This window comes from Saccharicrinis carchari, assembly GCF_900182605.1.
Classification (GTDB): Bacteria; Bacteroidota; Bacteroidia; order Bacteroidales; family Marinilabiliaceae; genus Saccharicrinis; species Saccharicrinis carchari.
Window position 1 is genome coordinate 1 of sequence record NZ_FXTB01000017.1, and the last position, 21,048, is coordinate 21,048.

Below are 21,048 nucleotides of genomic sequence, written 5' to 3' on the forward strand. Positions count from 1 at the left end.
GGCTTTTAATCGGAGTGTTGTAATTTTAATAAACATATCATTAACTTGAAAATTATGCACTTCGGAATGTCCAACGCCACATACACTCAACGTTGGCGTGCATTGTGAAAAAAAGCTTCTGAGAAAAGGCCTTTGTATTTACAACTTGTGTAAAATTTCGATTTAAATTTTTGTCAAGTTATTTAATAGCTTGAAAACGCTGCATTTCAACCGAAAAAAATAGCTAATATGAAAGATGGGTTTGAGATTTACGGCTCGTGGAAAATTTATTTACTGCCATGGGGATAGGGTTTTATAGTCTGAAAACCAAGTGTTTTAGTTGAAAGAATCGACAAGCTTGAAATAGATTTACAGCACGCAAAGAATTTTATTTGCAGCTTCCGGTAAGTATTTTGATTGCCTGAAAATTCTGCATCTCAACTGAACTCCCTGTCAATCTGAAAGACTGATATCGGATTCACAGCTTTTTAGCAAGTTTTCAATGACTTGAAAGTTTGCATTTTAATTGAACATGTCCAGCAAACTTGAGAGATTGATGAAGAATGAGCAGCGTCTGAATAAATTGATTTTCAGCTTCCGGCAAATATTTTGATTACTTGAAAAATATGCATTATAACTGAAATCCTTGTCAACGGAAGGCCTGATATGAGATTTACAGCTTGTGTGTAATTTGATTTACAACCGTCAATCCGCATTGTTAGAATCGACAGCAAAATATTCGGCTATAAAACCGAAACTTTACCGAATAGAGATTAGTTTTAAGGATTCGTTAAGTAAACAGAAAGCCTTTTTCCGATTGAAAGAAAAAACAACGACACGCCAACAATGTGTATATGTCATTGGTCAATAGGCTTTTAATCGGAGTGTTGTAATTTTAATAAACATATCATTAACTTGAAAATTATGCACTTCGGAATGTCCAACGCCACATACACTCAACGTTATGGGCAACCTTAAAAAAGATTAGAATAATTTGCAAAATTAGAAAAAATGAAACACACATTAATGACTCTCGCATTTATTATGCTATATGGAGTTGCGTTTTGTCAGGATTCCGAAATTGAATCTAAGCTTAAGGGGCTATCATTTCAGGCTATCCAAAATGGAAGATTGATTGATTATAATATTTTAAGCAAATCTAAAAACAAAATTGTGATAATTGAGTTCTGGGAGACATGGTGCGGAGCTTGTATCGAAGGTATGCCTCATCTAAAAAAACTACAAGATAAATACCCCAATGATTTAATTGTTATTTGTGTTTCAAGTGACGGTTTAAATAAATCAGTAGATTATATAAACAGGACTTCGTATCCATTTGATTTCATTTTTGATGAATCCAAGAAATTGTCAAAAACTTTTCCTCATAGCGGAATTCCCTTTTCTATAGTAATAGATAAAAATGGTAAAATACAAGCAGAAACTCGGCCTTCTTATATTGATGAGAATCAAATAAATAAAATGCTATTCGGCAATGCAATGGACGTACCTGTTGTAAAGAATTTCAATCCAAATGATTTAGATAACAAGAAAAATATATCGTTAGTTTTATTTGAACTTCTAAACCATGAACTTGGAGAAAGAGCTTATTCAAAATTAACTCAATCAACAAACAATAAAAGAATTATAACGGGTTATCAAGCAAACGCATTCATTGATACAACAGAAACGATTACAGAATACATTACATCAAGAAAAAGCATACTTCAACTCTATCAATTTGCGTATGGGGATATTTCTGAAAATAGATTTATTTATTCAGACGAATTAAATCACATTAAATCAAACACACCAAATAATTTATATACACTAAACTTCAAAGTCTCAGACTTGTTCGGTGATTTCAATACTGTATTGATTAGCCAGCTTAATGGGGCTTTGGGATTAGAAACTGAAAGAATACGGAAAGACACTACTGTTCTAATTTTGAAAAAGATTGATATCAATGGAAATTCAATAAAACTATCAAATCCACAAGTTGGAAAATCAATCAATTCACTAATATCATTCCAGTTTTTTAATGTAAGTGGAACTCGGATTGATTTAAACGAATTAGTAAAGTTATTAGCTGATAAAACAAAAAAACTGGTAGAGCATGATATAAAAGTTGATTTAAGTTATGAATTAGACATTTCAATGGACAAACCAACTGAGGATATTGACACGTGGATAGAGTATTTTAAAAAGGAAGGAATACATCTTTCATTGGAAAAAAGTACGATTGAATTTGTCAGAATAAAAAAGGCAGCCCATAACATCGTGTATAGTGCATTTGGCGGATAGTGCTAATTTCAAAGGTGTTACATCTAATAAGCTTTGTAACGGTTTGACAGGTTCGTGCTTCGAATCGCCAAACGACACCATACACGTAACCGTTGTGGGGTATTATGACCTACAATTAGAAACAGTAAAAAACTTAATAATCAACTATGAGATGGATTATAGCAACATTCTTTATTATGACTATTGTTTCTTGTTCGCAGACTAACAGAAAGAAAGAATCTGTAACTAGTGAAAATAAAGAAATAACGCGAAAGAATACAACAGTAAAGGATGTGACAGAAAACAAAGTTACCAATGCGGAATTTCAAGAATTTTTAAATCAATTAGACTTCTTGGAATTGCCTTACGAAACAAATTGTTTTAACGATTACAAACAAGACCGGGAAATAAGTCCAGAATTAACTATGAAGTTCAATGACAACAAACTAGAATATCCTTATAAGAAAATAGCTACAACAGGAAAATTTAAGATTGTAATGTATTTAGCGCCAGCAGACGTTTTGCTTCCAATTGTTAAGACTTACGACATGAGCGGAAAAATAATTGATTCGGAACAATTGTTTTGGGGATATTGCGGTGGAGAACCTGGCTATTATCATTCTGAGCATTTACAAATAAATACAAGTAAATTAATTACGCATATTGACTCGACTTGGACTCATGAGGTTGATACAGATTATAATGAAATAAAAGGAACAGAAAAATTTGAGTTAAAGGTCATTGATTTTGCAATTAATAGTGACGGAACTATAGAAAAGAAAGAAAAATAACACCCCACAACACGTGCTCATAAATAATTGCCGTTTAGCAGGTTATTCAAGGTTTGTAGCCCGCATTAAGTTCGGTGTAGCTGGACAGGAAAACAGGCCGCAATCGGCAACTATTCATAGCACCAACGTTAGTGCCAATACCTTAGCATGCTGTAAATCAAATACTATGAAATCCAAGATAATTTTATACATATTAATGCTGGGAATGGCTATTGGATTATACAGCAGAGCGCATTTTATCCCATATAGCAATGCACTATTACTATTTAGTTTTGCAGGTATTATTATGTGGAATTTAATAGAATTGGTTACAGAAATCAATAAATGGAGAACGTTAAACTTGCCTGTACTATTAAAAATATTTCAGGTCGTTGCTTCCATTCAACTCTCTTTAATCTATTTAATCTATTCTTTTGACACTATTGTAGGTTGGAGCATATTGTTATTATATCTAATTATTCTAGCAGTCTTTTATCTGAAAAAAAGTAGTCAATCACCAGAAAGAGTTGCAATTTCAATATTTCACATGGCTTTAATTCTAATGTTTATAGGTTTTAAAATAAGCCCCCAAGTAAGACAAGTCATTCCTTCGAATTGGTTTACGACATTAAGATTGAAAGGGAGTCATTCTGGAGACTTCGTAATAGAGTTTAAAAATAACGATGCCCTCAAATATAGGGACATGGGGCGAGACCTTCTTAATCATTCTTATTACTCTGATGCAATCAAACTGTTTAAAACGGCTATGGCATTGGAACCTAATAATGCACTTCTGTACTATGACTTGTCACAATGTTATGCACATTTGGAAAATTTAGATTATGCAATAGCCATGCTTGACACTGCAATATTATGTAATAATCAAATTTCTGAGTTTTACAGCAACCGAGGCTTGTATTATTATAAAAAAGCAAACAGTATTGAAGCAATAAAAAATTATAGAATAGCAATTAACTTAGATTCTTTGAATTGCTATTATCACTATAATTTGGCTCTTGCATTATATGATACTGAAGACTTTGAAAGTGCTTGTAAATCATTGGAAAAGTCTCGAGATTTAGGTTTCAATGTTAAAGATTATTTGACTAGAAAAATTGATAAAATGTGTAAATAAGTACTGGCACTAACAATGTACAAAAATAATAGCCGAGGCAGCTGTAAATGCAGGGGGGTGTAGCCCGCTTCTGCTTTTCTGCAGCTTGAAAGGTTTGAAGTTCGCAATCGGCTACTATTCTTGTACCAACCGTTATAGGGCATTTAAAAAAAACGGCCGTGAGGCAATTGACAATTATATTGTTCGGACTGACTTTGCTTCTTTTCACATCTTGTGAACAAGGACAAATAAAAACACCTGAAAACGCAATGACAAAATTTGAAGAGTTTAAAAACAAAGAAAAATTCCTAATAGACGATAAATTATTTTATCCAGGAATTAGCGACCCGACACTAAAACCAATATTGACAGAGAAAATTAACTTTGTAGCTGACGACTTCAGAAAACTTGCTGATAAAGGAATTGCAACAGAAAAAGAATATCAAGACGTTATAAAGAATGGACTTGACAGTTTTGCCGAAATTTACCTTCAACTTGATACGGAAGACAGAGAAAGAGTGTGCTCATACTTTGAAGAGCTAATGGACATTGTTGGACTTGAAAGTTCGGATGGACATTTGAATAACTTTATGTATGGATTTGACCCTTCAAAATAGCAGCCAGTTGAAAAGGACTTATAAAATAATTGGCTTTTACATAATTGGACTGCTATGTTTAGGACTGTTCATTTATATGGATAATTCTCAAGAGTTGGATGACTTTTTGAAAAAGGCTGACAGAGTAAGAACAGATTGGGGGTTCGGATTTTATTCAATTGTTGGACTGATAAAAATGGCTTCATTAATTTCAGGTGTGGCAATTCCACTGATACTGACAATAATGCTAATAAGACAAAAATTAAAGAAAAACGCCCTATAACAATGTACAAAAATAATAGCCAAAACAGCAGTAAATTCAAGGGTTGTAGTCCGCTTCAACTTTCTTGCAGCTTGAAAAGTTTGCGGTCCGCAGTCGGCTACTATTCTTGTACCAAACGTTGTAAGCCATTTAGCAACGCTAGTATTGTGTTCCTATAGTTTGCAAAAGCTTTAAAAGTATGTAAATAATTTCATTCGACTATTCGGACTTCGAAATATAATAATCTTTGGAAATGAGTGTTGATAATCCATTACTATTTAAAATAAGAATACTGGTATTAATTGTTAGTGAATTATTTATTTTTATTATTCCGATTCATTTTCTTTACAAATATCAATTTTGGATTATAATACCTCTAATTTTCATACAAATCTGGAGTTTAAATATAAATTATGGGAAAGGGAATAACCCATTACTTTTATTACTGAAAGTACCATTGATTATAGCATTATTGATGTTTAACAAAGAATACATTAATAACGAAAAGGCTAGCTTTCTTGTGGTCGGTATGACTGAAAGTACGAATGGGATAATAATTGGAAAGAATATTATTCCAGGGAGAATCTCAAATGTATATCGTTTAGAATTTGAATATCAAGTAAATGGGATAGAATATTTTAATAATCAAATTGTAAGTGATAATGTGTTCTCAAATATAGGAATTCAAAATATCCTTGTTGAATATAATGTTCAAGACCCAAGAATATCAGAGATTAATAAAGAGTATCTGAAATATCTTCCACGTGTAAAAATAAACATAGAGGAAATTAGGAAAAGAAATAAAGAACCAGAGTAGTAAAACTAATAAAGAATAGGAACAACGGCTTACAACAATGTACAAAAATAATAGCCGAAACAGTAGTAAATTCAAGGGTTGTAGCCCATTTTGGCATTTCCGTATATTGAAAAGTCCGCTGCCCGCAGTCGGCTACTATTCTTGTACCAACCGTTACCACCCATGCTGGAAAAGAAAGAAGTTCAAATTCAACTCAAAATTTATTAAATTTGAAATATGAAATCAAGTATAGAAATAGAAAATAAAATCAAAGAACTCAAACCTATTCTTTCACGAAAATATTTTGTTGATAAAATTGGATATTTTGGTTCTTTTTCGCGAAATGAACAGAGAAAAGACTCTGATATAGATATTTTGGTATCGTTCAGAAAACCATTGGGCTGGGAATTCTTTGACCTTCAGGAGCTTCTGGAGAATGAATTAAAGATAAAGGTTGATTTGGTGTCTGATAAAGCCCTTAAAGAGCAATTAAAAGAAGTAATTTTAAATAATGTTAAGTACGTATGAGCCCAATTAAAAGAGAATTTATCCTTTACCTTGAAGATATGTTTCAATCAATGCAAAGGATTGAAGAATATATTGGCGACCTTGACTTCAAAAAATTTAAAATGACCTACATGGTTGTAGATGCTATTATCAGGAATTTTGAAATTATCGGAGAAGCATCAAAAAATATTCCAACTGAAATAAAGAAAAAATATCCTGAAATTCCATGGAGAAAAATGTATGGACTAAGAAATTTAATTGCCCATGAATACTTTGGAGTTGACTACGAAATGATTTGGGAAATTGCAAAAAATAATCTACCGCAGAACCGAACTGACTTATTGAAAATTATCAAAAAAGAAAAAGCACAGGGTGGTAACAATGTGCAAAAATAATAACCGGAACAGTAGTGGATTCAAGGCTTGTAGCACGCATCACCTTTCGTGTAACTTGAAAGTGAATTGCCCCGCAATCGGCTACTATTCTTGCACTCACCGTTACCTGCCATTTCCAAGAGAGTCAACACTCTATTTAACAATTAAGAGATTTGAATTAATTTTATCAGAATCATAATGAAACAATACATATATAATTTAATCCCAAGGTTAAAACAGTACAGCGCTAACCTCGACAAAAAAGAAGTCTTTATTGAAATTCCTTGGGTTATTGTTGATGATGATTTAAACGTACAAAAATATATCTTTAGAAGAGATGGAGATTTGATTATGTCAAATAACGGACAGGTCAAAATGGGAAAATGGGAGTATTTATCATCCGCAAAGAGTATTCTGATTGATAGAATTCAAGATAAAATTTTATTAAACCAAAATTTTGTTGACCCAGCAGTAATGATTTTAAAGAAAGATGGCTTCAAAGATGAAAATTTATTTCTGGCTAATGAAGTATTATTACCAGACTTGAATATCGGTGATTATCTTAAAAAATTATATTATCAAAAAAATAAAATTAGTGAAAAGCTGTTAAAAAGTGGCAAGTATTTTGAGCTTTACGATTATAACGGTTACATGTCAAACAATAAAGTTACCATTGAAGGTGAGTTTGTTGCAGATGGCAAATATGAACTATCTGAATCAGGTAGAAAATACTTAATAAAAGATAGTAGAGTTATAAAAGTTCTTGTGGAAAAACCCTATAAAACGGATAAAGGGATAATTATTATTGAAATAGAAGAATACTCATTACACTCAAAAGGAGACTTGGTAATGCAAAATGGTTCTTTTGCACCAGACGGTAGATATCGTCTTGGGTTTATGAGCCATATTACTGTCAAAGATGGAAGAATTATTAAATTTTAACAAAACGATAGGTAACATTTGATAATCTTCTTGGGAGGTTTGTAACGTATTGGCGTTGATATCCCACATCTAGCTCGGCTTAGACTGAAAAGGATTCATACGACTTCATCGTCAGACTATTTACTGTTTACCGTAGCTTGATATTTTTAATCAAGATAAATGAATAGAGATGTGCGAATGGGAAATAAAAACGGCAGGTAACAATGTACAAAAATAATAGCCGAGGCAGCAGTAATTTAGCGGGTTGTAGGCCGCTTCGGCTTTTTCTGTAGCTTGAAAAGTTTGCGGTCCGCAGTCGGCTACTATTCTTGTACTGAACGTTAGGTTTCATGCAAAGACGACCGAAATACATAGATTTATCCGATGAATAGCAAACGCACAAATAGCACATTTGCAAGCTCCAACGCACTAGCCGATGCTTCAGCTTACAAAAGAGCTATTGTTACCAGACGCTCAAGTTACATGATAATACGATTATGGAATTAAAAGATATATTGAAAACCGAAGTAACCTACTTTGATAAATTGTGGACTTCTCCAAAGTCAACAAGTTTAGATTCAGTATTTAGCGAAATTAGGAGTGACAAACATGGCAGAATAGCAAGTTATCTTAGTGCATTATATTCTAAAGGAGATAAAGACAACTACAAAACACACAAAGGACGATTACCAGTTGTGACATTTTGTGCCACATTTGAAGGTGGACGAAAAAAAGAACATCTAAAAAACTATAATTGCATTACGGTATTAGATATTGATAAACTTGGCGGCGATGAATTGCAAAAAACTAAAGAATCACTGCTTAAGGATGAGTATGTTTTTACCTATTGGGAATCTCCTTCGAGAGATGGAGTTAAAGGGTTAGTTCACCTAAATTATGAATTTAACATTGAAGATATTGGCATAGATGAATCGCACAAAATTGCCTTTACTCAGCTTGTTGAGCATTTCGCGGAAAAGCATAATATTGAATTAGACAAAAGTGGAAGTGATTTTACAAGATTATGTTTTATTTGTCAGGATACTCAATTGGTATTGAAAGAAAAAGTCGAATCTTTTACCATAGAATATAAACCAATTCATACATCAAAAGGAAAATCAAAAGTCAACATACCTAAGTCTACAAAAAGTATTAGTTCTAAAGATGCATTGTATAATCCAATTGGTAAAAACAATGCTTATCATCGAAAAACACTTAAGAATATCATAAAATATTTAACTAAGAATTCTTTGTCTATTACAGATTCTTATGAGAATTGGCTAAGAGTTGCTTTTGCCATATCTAACTCATTTACTTTTGATATTGGAGTTAAATATTTTAATGAATTGTGCATTCTTGATACTGACAAATACGTAGAAACAGAGTGTAAGAATTTACTTATAAACTGTTATGAAAATACAAGAGGGGAAATTGGCTTTAATACAATAATCCACATGGCAGTAGAAACAGGTTATAATTATAAAAATATAAATGCGAAGAGTACCTAAACGGCATAAGAGACTATTGTCTTTTAGGGTCGTTCGTGTCACTTGTTAGACGGGGGCTCCCAATAGTTTGAGAAGCCAATGACATTGTCAGAATTATGGTTTAACCTATCAGGGACTCTTCGCGTTTTTTACTTATGCAAAAACTAGATGATTATATTACAGAGGAAAGGATAATATTCTATTTATGTAGAATAAGGGCGAAGCATGCAAAACAACGAAGTAAAAAGCATCTAGTACATTTGTTATCAAGTAATAAAGAATTTAATTATCATTTGAATACAGCAAAGCAGAAAGAAAGAATCGATGATGATTTAGCCCTACTTAATGGAATGCTACCAAGCAGGAGAAAATGGAAGAAGTTAAATAAATCAAAGAGATATCAAAAGAACAATCAAAGAATCAATTCAGTTGATTATAATGTAAATTCACTTTTGTTGACCATTGAATTTTATAGAAAAAATCATCCCGAGGAACCATTTTTAAAAAATCTTGATTCTTTCATCTCAGATTTAAAAGCTTCAATAAATAATCCTGATTATAAAATTGAATCTCCAACGGTAATTCCAAAATTAAAGGGAGACAAACATCCTATTAAAAATAAATGTCGTCCTATATCGCTTTTTACATTAAAAGACAGGTTGATAATTAGTTTTACAAATAAGTATTTTACCGAAATATTTGATAGTTACTTTTATAAACATTCGTATGCATTTAGAGCAATTCAAGTAAAAGATGGCAAAAAATATACTTTAACACATCATGATTCTATTCAAGCTATATTAGATTACAAAGAGAAATATAAAGGCAAAAGGCTTTGGGTTGCAGAATGTGATATAAGTAAATTCTATGACACAGTCCATCATTCAATAGTAAAAAAGCAATTCAAAAAGCTTATTAATAGGGTAAAGAAAGATAAGCCAGAACTGTATGATGAAAGAGCAGAAAATATATTCTATAAGTATTTAGACTCATATTCATTTGTTAAAAATGTACTACCATACAATAAGGATATTAACAAAGCTTATTGGTCTGAAAAATTTAAAATACCAGGTGGCTATTTTGGTTGGGTTGAAAAGGATTTAATTGATTTGGGGTATTTTAAGGATATCCGAAATGCAAAAATTGGAGTTCCGCAAGGAGGTGCTATTTCAGGTTTAATTGCAAACTTAGTTTTAGATTATGCAGATACGGAAATTTTAAAATTAAAGTCAACGAAATTATTCTATGTTAGATTCTGTGATGATATGGTTATTATGCATCCTTCTAAGAAAGAATGTGAAAGAGCATCAACTGTATATTCTGAATCATTAAAGAAAATGCATTTAATTCCTCATGATTTTGAAAAGAACATGACAAACACATCTAGTTCATTTTGGAGTGATAAAATAAAGTCAAAACATCCTTATAAATGGTCATCTAGTTATACAAATTCTTTCCCATGGTTTGGTTTTGTCGGTTATGAGATACATTATTCAGGAAGCCTTAGAGTTCGAAAAAGTTCTTTAGCAAAAGAAAAGAAGAAACAAAAAGAAGTTGTTACTCAAATATTAAATGCAGTTAAATCTGGGAAAAGAAAAAATGATGGTACGATATGTGAATCTGCAGCTAACCGCTTAATAGGCATGTCAGTTGGCAGAGTTACTATGAAAAATTTTGAGATTATGGAAAATGATATGTGTTGGGCAAATGGTTTTATTAAACTCAAAGACAACAGGCACTTAAGAGCACAGCTTAAAGACTTGGACAGGTACAGAGCTAAACAAATGTCGAAACTTATTAATACTGTTAAAGAAATAGAGCTAGATGAACTGAAGAATCATCCAATTAGGATTGGGAAATTGGCATTTTGTACGATAAGTGGTATTTCGGAAAAATATTCTGAGGAAATAAGGAATCAATTAGTTAAAAGTAGGATTCTGAATTCCAAATTTGAATTAAATAAGAAAGTTGACTTTGAAAGCTCTGAATTAGATTTGGGTTTATCTGCCGATTTTCTGCCTTACAAAAATGATATCATTTATGTATTATTAAATCCTGTTGACAAAAGGGAGTTGTCGTATTATGGAAAGCCTTTTAGTTACTATTATAATGTAATCGAGAAGAAAAAATGATACGCTACCTCCAAGCAACCATACACATTGCCAAGTCGCTCAAAAAAGCCGCCACACATTCCAAAACTTGTCAAAGAGTATGGCTGCCCCAACGCACGGATAAACTACGGAGAATAAAGCACGAAAACCTAACAATAAATATAGGTCATTTGGCGGATAATGGTATATTTGAAATGAGTACTATTAATAAAATATATAGCGGTTTGATAGTTTGGAGCTTTGAAATGCCAAACGCCCCATATTCGAGCCGTTGTGCTTCATGCAAAAAAAGTCCAACGCACAAATAGGCACATTTGGTTTTTGCCGACCCACAAGCCAAACCCAAAAACCAAAAGAGCCTATTTTTTTTGCCCACGCTCGACAGACCAACAAGGAAACGAACGAAAAGTATATTGAAATATGAGATAATTGGAAATTTTGGGCTATTTTGGTTGAATAAATTAAATCGGACATGAACCGAATTAAAGAAGTGCTTGAAGAGAAGGGAATTAAGCAAACTTGGTTGGCAGACAAGCTTGGGAAAAGCTATAACATGGTGAACGGGTACGTCCAAAACCGACAACAGCCAAGACTTGAAGTACTTTATTCAATTGCCGACATCTTAGAAGTTGATGTAAAGGAACTTTTAAAGTCTAACAAAGAAAAATAAAGAGTGAGAACAGGAATAGACATACTCGAAAATGAAATTGTACAGCAATATCCTGATGTACTCGATATTCTTATTCGTGACCATACCACTCAGAAAAACATCTTTTGGGCAACTGACAATTATGAACATCTCGGAGAAGCATACGCTTACAAGGCACCTATAACACCTGATTTAATTACAGGAGAGAATGGCGATATAATCATGCCAAGAGTACACAAAGACCAAGTTTTGCAAAAATCAAGGTCAAAGGAAATGGCTGAAGTTTTCACCCCTTCTTGGGTGTGTAATGCCCAGAACAATTTGATTGATGACGCTTGGTTCGGACAGAAAGAAGTATTTAATCGAGAGATTACTAATTCTGATGGCTCAAAAAGTTGGGAAACCAAACACGACAAAATCAAATATCCTAAAGGGAAAACGTGGAAACACTATATCCGAGATACTCGGCTTGAAGTAGCTTGCGGAGAAGCACCCTACATCACCAGTCGTTACGATAGCACAACAGGTGATTTTATACCAGTTGAAGAGAGAATCGGAATTCTTGACCGAAAGTTAAGGGTGGTCAACGAGAATGTTGACTCAACAGGTGAATGGTTAAAAGCCGCACAGACCGCATTCAAAAATACATACGCCTTTGAATGGCAGGGTGATAGTTTATTATTAGCAAGAGAAGCAATGCTAGCATCTTTCATTGAAAACTACACCCATAAATTTGGGAAAGAACCGCTTCTAAAATCCATTCAGTTTATCGCCTACATCATTTCATGGAACGTTTGGCAAATGGATGGGCTCAAAGGAGTTATCCCAAATTCATGCGGACACAAAACAGAAGTCTCAGTAAATCTTTTTGGTGAAACTGAAACCAAACACACTTTCTGTGAAGGTTGTGAAAAAGGAAATATCAAAACACACAATGGGATTTATTGCTTAGTAAAGGATTGGTCGAATAAAGATTTGAAAACAGGAAAAACGGGTAGGAAAATCAGGTTCGTTGACCTTTTAAATGGAAAAGGAAAATGAAATTTACATCATCATTAAAACTAAAGCTGATCTATGTTTTTCGTATCAACGATGATGGGCATAGAGGCTGTTTAAAAATTGGAGAAGCCACTTCCGACAATGAGAATATTTGGGGACTAGAACCGAATAGTAAAGCACTTAATAAAGCGGCTAAAAAGCGGATTGACCAATACACGCAAACCGCAGGTATCGCCTATGACTTGCTTTACACCGAACTAACCATTTATAATGACAAAAATGGACTCAAAGCCTTTTCAGACCATGAGGTTCACAATGTGCTTACTCGTTCAGGAGTAAAAAAGAAAATCTTCGACTCAAAGAATAAGGCCAACGAATGGTACATAACCGACCTTGAAACGGTCAAGAAAGCCATAAGCGCTGTAAAAGAAGGCAGAGATTCACTTCATGCGAGTGAAGTAACAGAAACGCAATCACCCATTGTATTTAGACCTGAACAAAAGGAAGCCATTGAAAAAACGGCCAAGCAATTCAAAAAAGGAAATGAGATGCTTTGGTTCGCCAAAATGCGCTTTGGGAAGACTCTTTCAGCCTTACAAGTAGTCAAAGACCACGATTTTACCAGAACCCTGATTTTAACGCATCGCCCAGTGGTGGATAAAGGTTGGTTCGAGGACTTCGGAAAAATTTTTTATGATGCTCCCAACTTCTCTTATGGTTCCAAAAATCAAGGGGATCAATTTGCTACTCTTGAACGTGAATGCAAAAAAGGGAAATCCAAATATATCTATTTTGCTTCAATGCAGGACTTACGCGGTTCTGAGTTGGTAGGTGGCAATTTTGATAAGAACGATGAGCTATTCAGCACCGCTTGGGACTTTATCATTATTGATGAAGCACATGAAGGAACGCAAACAGAATTAGGGAAAAACGTTCTTGAAGAACTAAGAAAAGACGAAACAAAAATACTTCATTTATCAGGTACACCTTTCAACTTGTTGGATAATTACAAGGAAGATGAAATTTTCACTTGGGATTATGTAATGGAGCAAAAAGCCAAAGCCCAATGGGATAAAATTCACTTTGGCGATCCCAACCCTTATGCGTCACTTCCAAAACTTAATATCTTCACCTACGATTTAGGAAAACTCCTGCATGGTTATATTGATGAAGAAGTCGCTTTCAATTTCCGTGAGTTTTTCCGAGTGAACGATTCAGGAGATTTTCTACACAAAAAGGATGTGCTTTCATTCCTAAACTTAATCTGTAAATCGGACGCTGAAAGCAATTATCCTTATTCAACAGAAGAATATCGAGATAATTTTCGTCGCTCGCTTTGGATGGTGCCAGGCGTAAAAGAAGCTCGTGCGTTAAGTACTTTACTTCAATCGCATCCTGTTTTCAGTCAGTTTAAAATTGTAAATGTTGCGGGTGATGGAGACGAAGAAGAAGCCAATGAAGAAGCCCTTAAAAAAGTAGAGAAAGCGATAAGCGACAAACCCCATGAAACCTATACCATAACGCTTTCCTGTGGTCGTTTGACGACAGGAGTTTCGGTAAAAGCTTGGACAGCCGTTTTCATGCTTTCAGGTTCGCACAATACTTCTGCTTCCGCTTACATGCAAACCATTTTCAGGGTGCAGACCCCAGCAACTATAAATGGGAAAGTGAAAGAAGAATGCTTTGTATTTGACTTTGCTCCTGACCGCACCTTGAAGGTTATAGCCGAAACAGCCAAGGTTTCTGCTAAGGCAGGCAAAACAAGTTACTCTGACCGAAATGTAATGGGCGAATTCCTGAACTTCTGCCCCATCATTGCCTTTGACGGTTCACGCATGAAAGACTATGACGTGAATGGTATGCTCGAACAGCTCAAAAAGGTTTATGTTGAAAGAGTGGTTAGAAATGGGTTTGAGGATAATCATCTTTATAACGATAATGAGTTAATGACCTTAGATGATGTTGACCTTGAAGAGTTTAATAACCTAAAAAAAATTATCGGAAGTACCAAGGCAATGCCAAAATCAAAAGACCTTGATATAAACAAACAAGGCTTTACTGATGAAGAATATGAAAAGCTAGATAAAGCTGAGAAGAAACCGAAACGCCAACTTTCCGAAGAAGAAAAAGAACTTTTAGAGCGGAAAAAGCAGAAAAAGAAACAAAAAGAAAGTGCCATTTCTATTCTTCGGGGTATTTCTATTCGAATGCCGTTAATGATATATGGTGCAGAATTACAGAATGAGGATGAAGAGCTTTCGATTGACAACTTTGCCACATTAGTCGATCAACAATCGTGGTTAGAGTTTATGCCAAAAGGGGTTACTAAACAAAAGTTTAATGCGTTTAAAAAATATTACGACCCTGACGTCTTTAGAGCAGCAGGCAAACGCATTCGTGCACTAGCAAGAGCTGCCGACCATCAAACGATTGAAGAACGCATTGAACGCATCACGCACATCTTTGGTACGTTTAGAAACCCCGACAAAGAAACCGTTTTGACTCCATGGCGTGTGGTGAATATGCACTTAGGCGATTGCTTGGGCGGTTATAGTTTCTTAAGTGAAAACAGAGAAAAGACGATTTCAGAGCCTCATTTTGTTTCACAAGGAAAGGTTACCGATGAAGTTTTTTCGCCTGATACTCACATCTTAGAAATTAACTCTAAATCAGGTTTATATCCACTCTATGTTGCTTATTCCATTTTCCGTAACCGCATAAAGGAACAATATCCAACAGCAGGACCCAATGAATTGACCATTGAACAACAGCAAAAACTGTGGGATAAAACGGTAGCAGAAAACGTATTTGTGCTGTGTAAAACGCCTATGGCGAAAAGCATTACCAAGCGAACATTAGTGGGGTTTAGAGAAAGAGAAGTAAATACACGTTATTTTGAGGACATGGTACGCCAAATCACGCAACGTCCCGAAAAGTTTATCACAAAAATTAGAAAAGGACAGTCTTATTGGAAGGCTAATAAAAAGAACGATATGAAATTCAACGCAATCGTAGGAAATCCGCCTTATCAGGTAACTGCTGAAAGTGGAAATAGAAGTTTGCCAGTTTATAATCACTTTGTACAGATTTCTAAGGACATAAAACCTGATTTTCTTAGTTTAATAGTCCCTTCACGTTGGATGTCAGGAGGATTGGGATTAACTGAGTTCAGGCAATCAATGCTTGAGGATAAGAGATTACATCGAATGACTGACTACCCTGACTCTAATCAAATATTCCCTGGTGTTGAAGTGAAAGGTGGTATTTGTTATTTCTTGTGGAACAGCAATCATAACGACAAATGTGAGGTGACAACAATACGTGGTGAAAGTATTTATGGGCCAGTGAAAAGACAACTTGATAAATTCGACATTCTTGTAAGAGATAGCCTTTCGGTCGTCATTTTAGATAAAGTACTTGAAAAAGATGAAGAATCGATCACTTCTATCCTTTCTGTAGATAAGGAATTTGGATGGACTTCAAATTTTAATGCATTTGAAAAAAATAAAGTAGATGGTTTTGTGCCTCTTCATTACATAACTAAAGGGAAAAGACAGGTTGGTTGGATAAATCGCGATGATATTACTAAGAGTGTTCACCTAATAGACACTTACAAGGTATTAATCCCAAAAGCAGGTTCGGATGGTGGTAAAAGAATACCTGATATAGTTCTAGGCAAACCCTTAATCGCGGATAATCCTTCTGTTTGCACACAATCATACCTATTTTTTTATGTGGATTCCAAAGAAGAATCAATCAATATTGAAAGATTCCTAAAATCTAAATTCTTAAGATTTCTAGTTTCATTAAGAAAAATGACACAGGACGCAACTAAATCCACTTACACGTGGGTACCTATTCAAGACTTCACAGATAATTCAGATATAGATTGGAGCAAACCAATTCCAGAGATTGACCAGCAGCTTTACAAAAAGTATAAACTGAGTGAAGAAGAGATTGCGTTTGTTGAAAGGATGATTAAGCCGATGGCTGAATAAAAAACAATTATGTCTCGAAAAGCCAGATGTCAACACCTACTTGAGAAATCCGTTCATGCGGCTTTATCGGCAATTGAGATATACAACAAACCTGATTTCAAATACCGTGAAGAGAGTTTCTCAATTCTCATGGTTAATGCTTGGGAACTGTTATTGAAAGCCCGAATTCTTCAACTCAACAAGAACAAGCTAGAAAGCATCTACATCATTGACCCAAACAAAAAGAGAAAAGACGGCAAAAAATTCAAAAAGCCAAAGTATAAAACAAGTCGCTCGGGAAACTATTTGACCATTGATGTGACCAATGCCATGAAGCAATTGGATTTACCAGACCGGCTTCAAGAAAACTTAGGGTTGCTCATTGAAATTCGCGACAATGCTATCCACTTCATGAATGATAGTAAGCTTTTTGAAAAGAAAGTGTTAGAAATTGGAACAGCTTCTTTAAAGAGCTACGTCAATGTGGCCAACACTTGGTTTGACCATGATTTAAGCCAATATAATTTTTACCTGATGCCCATTTCGTTTTTCCACAATCACGAAATGCAGAGCTTTTCAATTAATAAAGAAGACAAACAGCATCAGAATCTACTGAAATTTATAGCAGCCAAAGAAAAGTCATTCCCATCTGACGAAACCCAAGAACACAACATATCGCTGATACTTGAAACCAAGTGGGTAAAATCAAAATCAGTTGATACACTAACAACTTTCAAATACGACCCAGACGATCCAAATGCAATTTCTTACAAGGTTGACTCAGAAGCCGAATTCCAAAAGAAGTATCCTTGGAGTTGGACAAATGATTTAAAGCCCAAACTTCAAAGCAGATACAAGACATTTAAAATGAACAATGCCTTTTGGGATTTAAAACGAGAATTAGAAAAGGATGAGCAATTATGTTCGATAAGACGGCTTGATTGGAATAACCCGAAAAGTCCTAAGATGAAATTTTATAGTACGAACATCATAAAAGAGTTTGACAAGCACTATGAGAAAAAATAGCCCAAAATTTCCATCGCTCAGTTCAAGCACATTGCAATCCTCGTTCCTGCGGTTGCAAAGAGCTTTAACGCCAACGCAAGGACGAAGAAAAATAAAGCACGAAAGCACAACAATGGCTATACGTAATGCGGGCGAAAGTGCTGATATGAAAGTAATTACATTAAACAAACTTTTCGGCAAGCGGACAGTGAAGTACCTTGAAATCCCGCACTACGCATAGCCGAGACCGTTATGCGTCAGCTTAAAAAAGCAACTCGTAAATTATTGCACCAATTTAGTATCCATATTTAGAAACTTTATTATCTTTGTTACGTTACACAAGGATTTAAAGCTATGAGATTTTTTGAAACGCGATTTTTAGAAGATGCAAACGAGTTTATAGCAGGACTTGATTTGAAAACGGCAAAAAAACTCTTCTACAATATTGACCTTTCAGAGCAAACAAATGACCCAAAACTTTTCAAGAAACTGAAAAATGATATTTGGGAGTTTCGCACAAAATATGCGGGACTTCAAATTCGACTTCTTGCATTTTGGGACAAATCGGACAATAAAGAAACTTTGGTGTTTGCAACCCACGGTTTCATAAAAAAGGTTGACAAAGTCCCGGAAAAGGAAATTGACAGAGCGGTAAGAATTAGAAAGAAATATTTTGAAAACAAACAAAAAAAATAATTATATGGCAACTGAAGAAATGAAAATTTACACGCTTGCCGAAATGAAAGATAAGTATATCGGCAAAATCGGGAATCCTGAGAGAGACGAATATGAATACGAACTCCGAATGGATGTTTTGGGCAAAATGATAAAATCTGCACGACAGGAACGTAAGTTGACCCAAGAGCAATTAGGAAAACTTGTAGGGGTTCAAAAGGCACAAATCTCAAAACTCGAAAGAAGTGCAAACAGTGCGACCATTGACACGATAATTAAGGTTTTTAGAGCGTTGAAAGCTGAAATTAACTTCAATGTGAAACTTGAAGACAACTTTTTGAAATTGGCTTAGGAATAAAAGCCGACCGCATAACAATGTACAAAAATAATAGCCGAAATAGCAGCAATATCAAGGGTTTCAGTCCGCTTTAGCTTTTCTGTAGCTTGAAAAGTTTGTAGCCCGCAGTCGGCTACTATTCTTGTACCGAACGTTACCATGCATTTAATAAAGATACCCTCAAAAAATAGAACTATGACTAGAATATTACAGGTTTTAACTCTACTATTATTTTCAGTTTCAATTATTAGTTGTCATCAGACATCCATTGAAAAATTAAAATCTGAATTGGACGAAAATACCTTGTTTGTTCTAAATGATAAGTTTGTTATTCTCAATGCGCAAGACTTTCTGAATCAGATTAAAAATCCATCAATTTTGAAATTCGAGATTTCAGACTCACTTGCAGTTGAATATAAAAGTCCGTATTCTGCAGTAGTACATGTTCTTACAGACTCGACATCGCAAATAGCGTTCAATAAGTCAAAATGGTTGGAATATAGGTTCGTTAAAAAAGTTAATCCTAATATAAAAATGTTTTACATGCTGGACGGAATGCCAATTCACGATTATTCTAGCGTTAAAAACTACCTGACAAATAGAATTATTACGAAACTGAATTTTATACCACCTAATCAAGCTGTTGCAATTTGGGGAAATAGGGAAGGTAAAAATGGAGCAACGCAAATTTGGACTGAGACAAATGAAGATGAATTAATTATACCTGTAATAGTAAAAAAAACGCATGGTAACAATAAATAAAGGGCATGGGCTGGCAGCATAAATTTGGAGTATTTGCTCTTTTTATAAGTTCGCCGAAACTTTTGTTTCGGCTAGTGAAAAGAATAAATTTATAGTCAAAACAAAAGCTTCGGCTAAGTTTGGTTTTGGAAGTTTGGTTTTTCAAATTAGCCCACGACCCCTTATTCGAGACGTTGGGCACAATTAAACCGCAGGAAATGAACAGCAGAAAAATCCAAGATGAGATAATAAAGAAAGCTACTGAATATGGATTAAACCCTAACCAGAAAGGATATGTTTCGTCAAACTCTGCAAATCTCATTGGTACTGTTACTTCATGGAATGAAATTGAAAGGGAATTAGATAACGGTCAAGGAAGCGAGTTAAGACCTGACAGGAATGGCATTACAAAGTTTAATGCGATTCATTCATCTTCTGCATTGTGTGTGAATAATTTCGCATTGTTAAAATATAGCTTGAATGAATTCACTTTTTTGAATTACACGGATTTTGAAGAAGCATCATTTGAAAAAAAATTACCAACTGGAATTAGCATACCAAACCTTGACTTCTATTTGGAAAATAAAAAAGTAATAATCGGAATTGAATCAAAATTCACAGAAATTTTCACAGAAAAATTACCAAACAAGGGGAATAATCTTGAGAAATACTTGAATCGGAAAGAACTAAAGTATTTACCAGCCTCATTTATGAATGTCATTAACCATTATGTATCAAATACAGAAAAGAAACATCTTGATTTTGCGCAATTAATCAAACACACAATTGGCTTAATAAATGCTGGACAAAAATGTGAAAAGAAACCTGTTTTGGTCTATATCTATTGGCTTCCGAAGAATTGGTTTGAATTTAATATGTTTAAAAAACATAATGACCAAATTGACGAGTTTAAAATTGCGATAAGTGATTTTATTGATTTTGTACCAATGTCATATTTAGATTTTTGGAATTATTACGGAATTGAAGAAACATTTAAAGAAACAGTTTCTGAAATGAGGAGAAGATACGAGCTGAACATATAACAAGAGAATAACTGTGCCCAACAATGTACAAAAATAATAGCCAAAGCAGTAGTAAATTCAAGGGTTGTAGCCCGCTTTGGCTTTTCTGTAGCTTGAAAAGTTTGTAGCCCGCAGTCGGCTACTATTCTTGTACCGAACGTTGGCGTGCATTGTGAAAAAAAGCTTCTGAGAAAAGGCCTTTGTATTTACAACTTGTGTAAAATTTCGATTTAAATTTTTGTCAAGTTATTTAATAGCTTGAAAACGCTGCATTTCAACCGAAAAAAATAGCTAATATGAAAGATGGGTTTGAGATTTACGGCTCGTGGAAAATTTATTTACTGCCATGGAGATAGGGTTTTATAGTCTGAAAACCAAGTGTTTTAGTTGAAATAATCGACAAGCTTGAAATAGATTTACAGCACGCAAAGAATTTTATTTGTAGC

The 21,048-nt window shown here is 34.3% G+C and carries 18 protein-coding genes; all 18 read left to right on the forward strand.

Going from position 1 to position 21,048, the window contains the following annotated elements; genetic code table 11:
- Positions 1–990 precede the first annotated feature (990 nt).
- A complete protein-coding gene (locus FN809_RS17280) occupies positions 991–2,280 on the forward strand; it encodes a TlpA family protein disulfide reductase (protein WP_142534801.1) in 1,290 nt (429 codons plus the stop codon).
- Between the two features lie 146 nt (positions 2,281–2,426).
- Positions 2,427–3,050: a hypothetical protein gene (locus FN809_RS17285; RefSeq protein WP_142534802.1), complete on the forward strand. Its 624-nt coding sequence runs from the start codon at positions 2,427–2,429 to the stop codon at positions 3,048–3,050.
- A 166-nt stretch (positions 3,051–3,216) separates the two neighbouring features.
- Positions 3,217–4,164, forward strand: a complete 948-nt coding sequence (locus FN809_RS17290) for a tetratricopeptide repeat protein (protein WP_142534803.1) — start codon at positions 3,217–3,219, stop codon at positions 4,162–4,164.
- A 248-nt stretch (positions 4,165–4,412) separates the two neighbouring features.
- Entirely contained in the window at positions 4,413–4,760 is a 348-nt protein-coding gene (locus FN809_RS17295) for a DUF4844 domain-containing protein (protein WP_142534804.1), read from the forward strand.
- 494 nt (positions 4,761–5,254) lie between these two features.
- Positions 5,255–5,818: a hypothetical protein gene (locus FN809_RS17300; RefSeq protein WP_142534805.1), complete on the forward strand. Its 564-nt coding sequence runs from the start codon at positions 5,255–5,257 to the stop codon at positions 5,816–5,818.
- A gap of 216 nt (positions 5,819–6,034) precedes the next feature.
- On the forward strand, positions 6,035–6,325 hold the full coding sequence (locus FN809_RS17305) for a nucleotidyltransferase family protein (RefSeq protein WP_142534806.1): 291 nt from the start codon (positions 6,035–6,037) through the stop codon (positions 6,323–6,325).
- Positions 6,322–6,699 carry a HepT-like ribonuclease domain-containing protein gene (locus FN809_RS17310; RefSeq protein ID WP_221929465.1) on the forward strand — a complete coding sequence of 126 codons (378 nt, stop codon included), beginning with the start codon at positions 6,322–6,324 and terminating at the stop codon, positions 6,697–6,699. Before FN809_RS17305 ends, FN809_RS17310 begins: the two co-directional genes overlap by 4 nt.
- Positions 6,700–6,876: 177 nt before the next feature.
- Positions 6,877–7,620: a hypothetical protein gene (locus tag FN809_RS17315; protein WP_142534807.1), complete on the forward strand. Its 744-nt coding sequence runs from the start codon at positions 6,877–6,879 to the stop codon at positions 7,618–7,620.
- A gap of 476 nt (positions 7,621–8,096) precedes the next feature.
- The gene (locus tag FN809_RS17320; RefSeq protein ID WP_142534808.1) at positions 8,097–9,107 is read left to right on the forward strand and encodes a BT4734/BF3469 family protein; all 1,011 of its coding nucleotides are present in this window, start codon (positions 8,097–8,099) and stop codon (positions 9,105–9,107) included.
- A gap of 134 nt (positions 9,108–9,241) precedes the next feature.
- Positions 9,242–11,218, forward strand: coding sequence for a reverse transcriptase/maturase family protein (locus FN809_RS17325; RefSeq protein ID WP_142534809.1), 1,977 nt, complete (start codon positions 9,242–9,244; stop codon positions 11,216–11,218).
- 451 nt (positions 11,219–11,669) lie between these two features.
- Positions 11,670–11,867, forward strand: coding sequence for a helix-turn-helix domain-containing protein (locus FN809_RS17330; RefSeq protein WP_185957619.1), 198 nt, complete (start codon positions 11,670–11,672; stop codon positions 11,865–11,867).
- Between the two features lie 3 nt (positions 11,868–11,870).
- Positions 11,871–12,887, forward strand: a complete 1,017-nt coding sequence (locus tag FN809_RS17335) for a restriction endonuclease subunit M (protein ID WP_142534811.1) — start codon at positions 11,871–11,873, stop codon at positions 12,885–12,887.
- Positions 12,884–16,843, forward strand: a complete 3,960-nt coding sequence (locus tag FN809_RS17340) for an Eco57I restriction-modification methylase domain-containing protein (protein ID WP_142534812.1) — start codon at positions 12,884–12,886, stop codon at positions 16,841–16,843. Before FN809_RS17335 ends, FN809_RS17340 begins: the two co-directional genes overlap by 4 nt.
- 9 nt (positions 16,844–16,852) lie before the next feature.
- On the forward strand, positions 16,853–17,848 hold the full coding sequence (locus FN809_RS17345; protein WP_142534813.1) for a DUF3644 domain-containing protein: 996 nt from the start codon (positions 16,853–16,855) through the stop codon (positions 17,846–17,848).
- Positions 17,849–18,181: 333 nt separating this feature from the next.
- Positions 18,182–18,523 (forward strand): type II toxin-antitoxin system RelE/ParE family toxin, encoded by a 342-nt coding sequence (locus FN809_RS17350; RefSeq protein WP_142534814.1) that lies wholly within the window; start codon positions 18,182–18,184, stop codon positions 18,521–18,523.
- 4 nt (positions 18,524–18,527) lie between these two features.
- Positions 18,528–18,854 (forward strand): helix-turn-helix domain-containing protein, encoded by a 327-nt coding sequence (locus tag FN809_RS17355; RefSeq protein ID WP_142534815.1) that lies wholly within the window; start codon positions 18,528–18,530, stop codon positions 18,852–18,854.
- Between the two features lie 180 nt (positions 18,855–19,034).
- A complete protein-coding gene (locus FN809_RS17360) occupies positions 19,035–19,601 on the forward strand; it encodes a hypothetical protein (RefSeq protein WP_142534816.1) in 567 nt (188 codons plus the stop codon).
- 197 nt (positions 19,602–19,798) lie between these two features.
- A complete protein-coding gene (locus tag FN809_RS17365) occupies positions 19,799–20,623 on the forward strand; it encodes a PGN_0703 family putative restriction endonuclease (RefSeq protein ID WP_142534817.1) in 825 nt (274 codons plus the stop codon).
- The last annotated feature ends 425 nt before the right edge of the window (positions 20,624–21,048 follow it).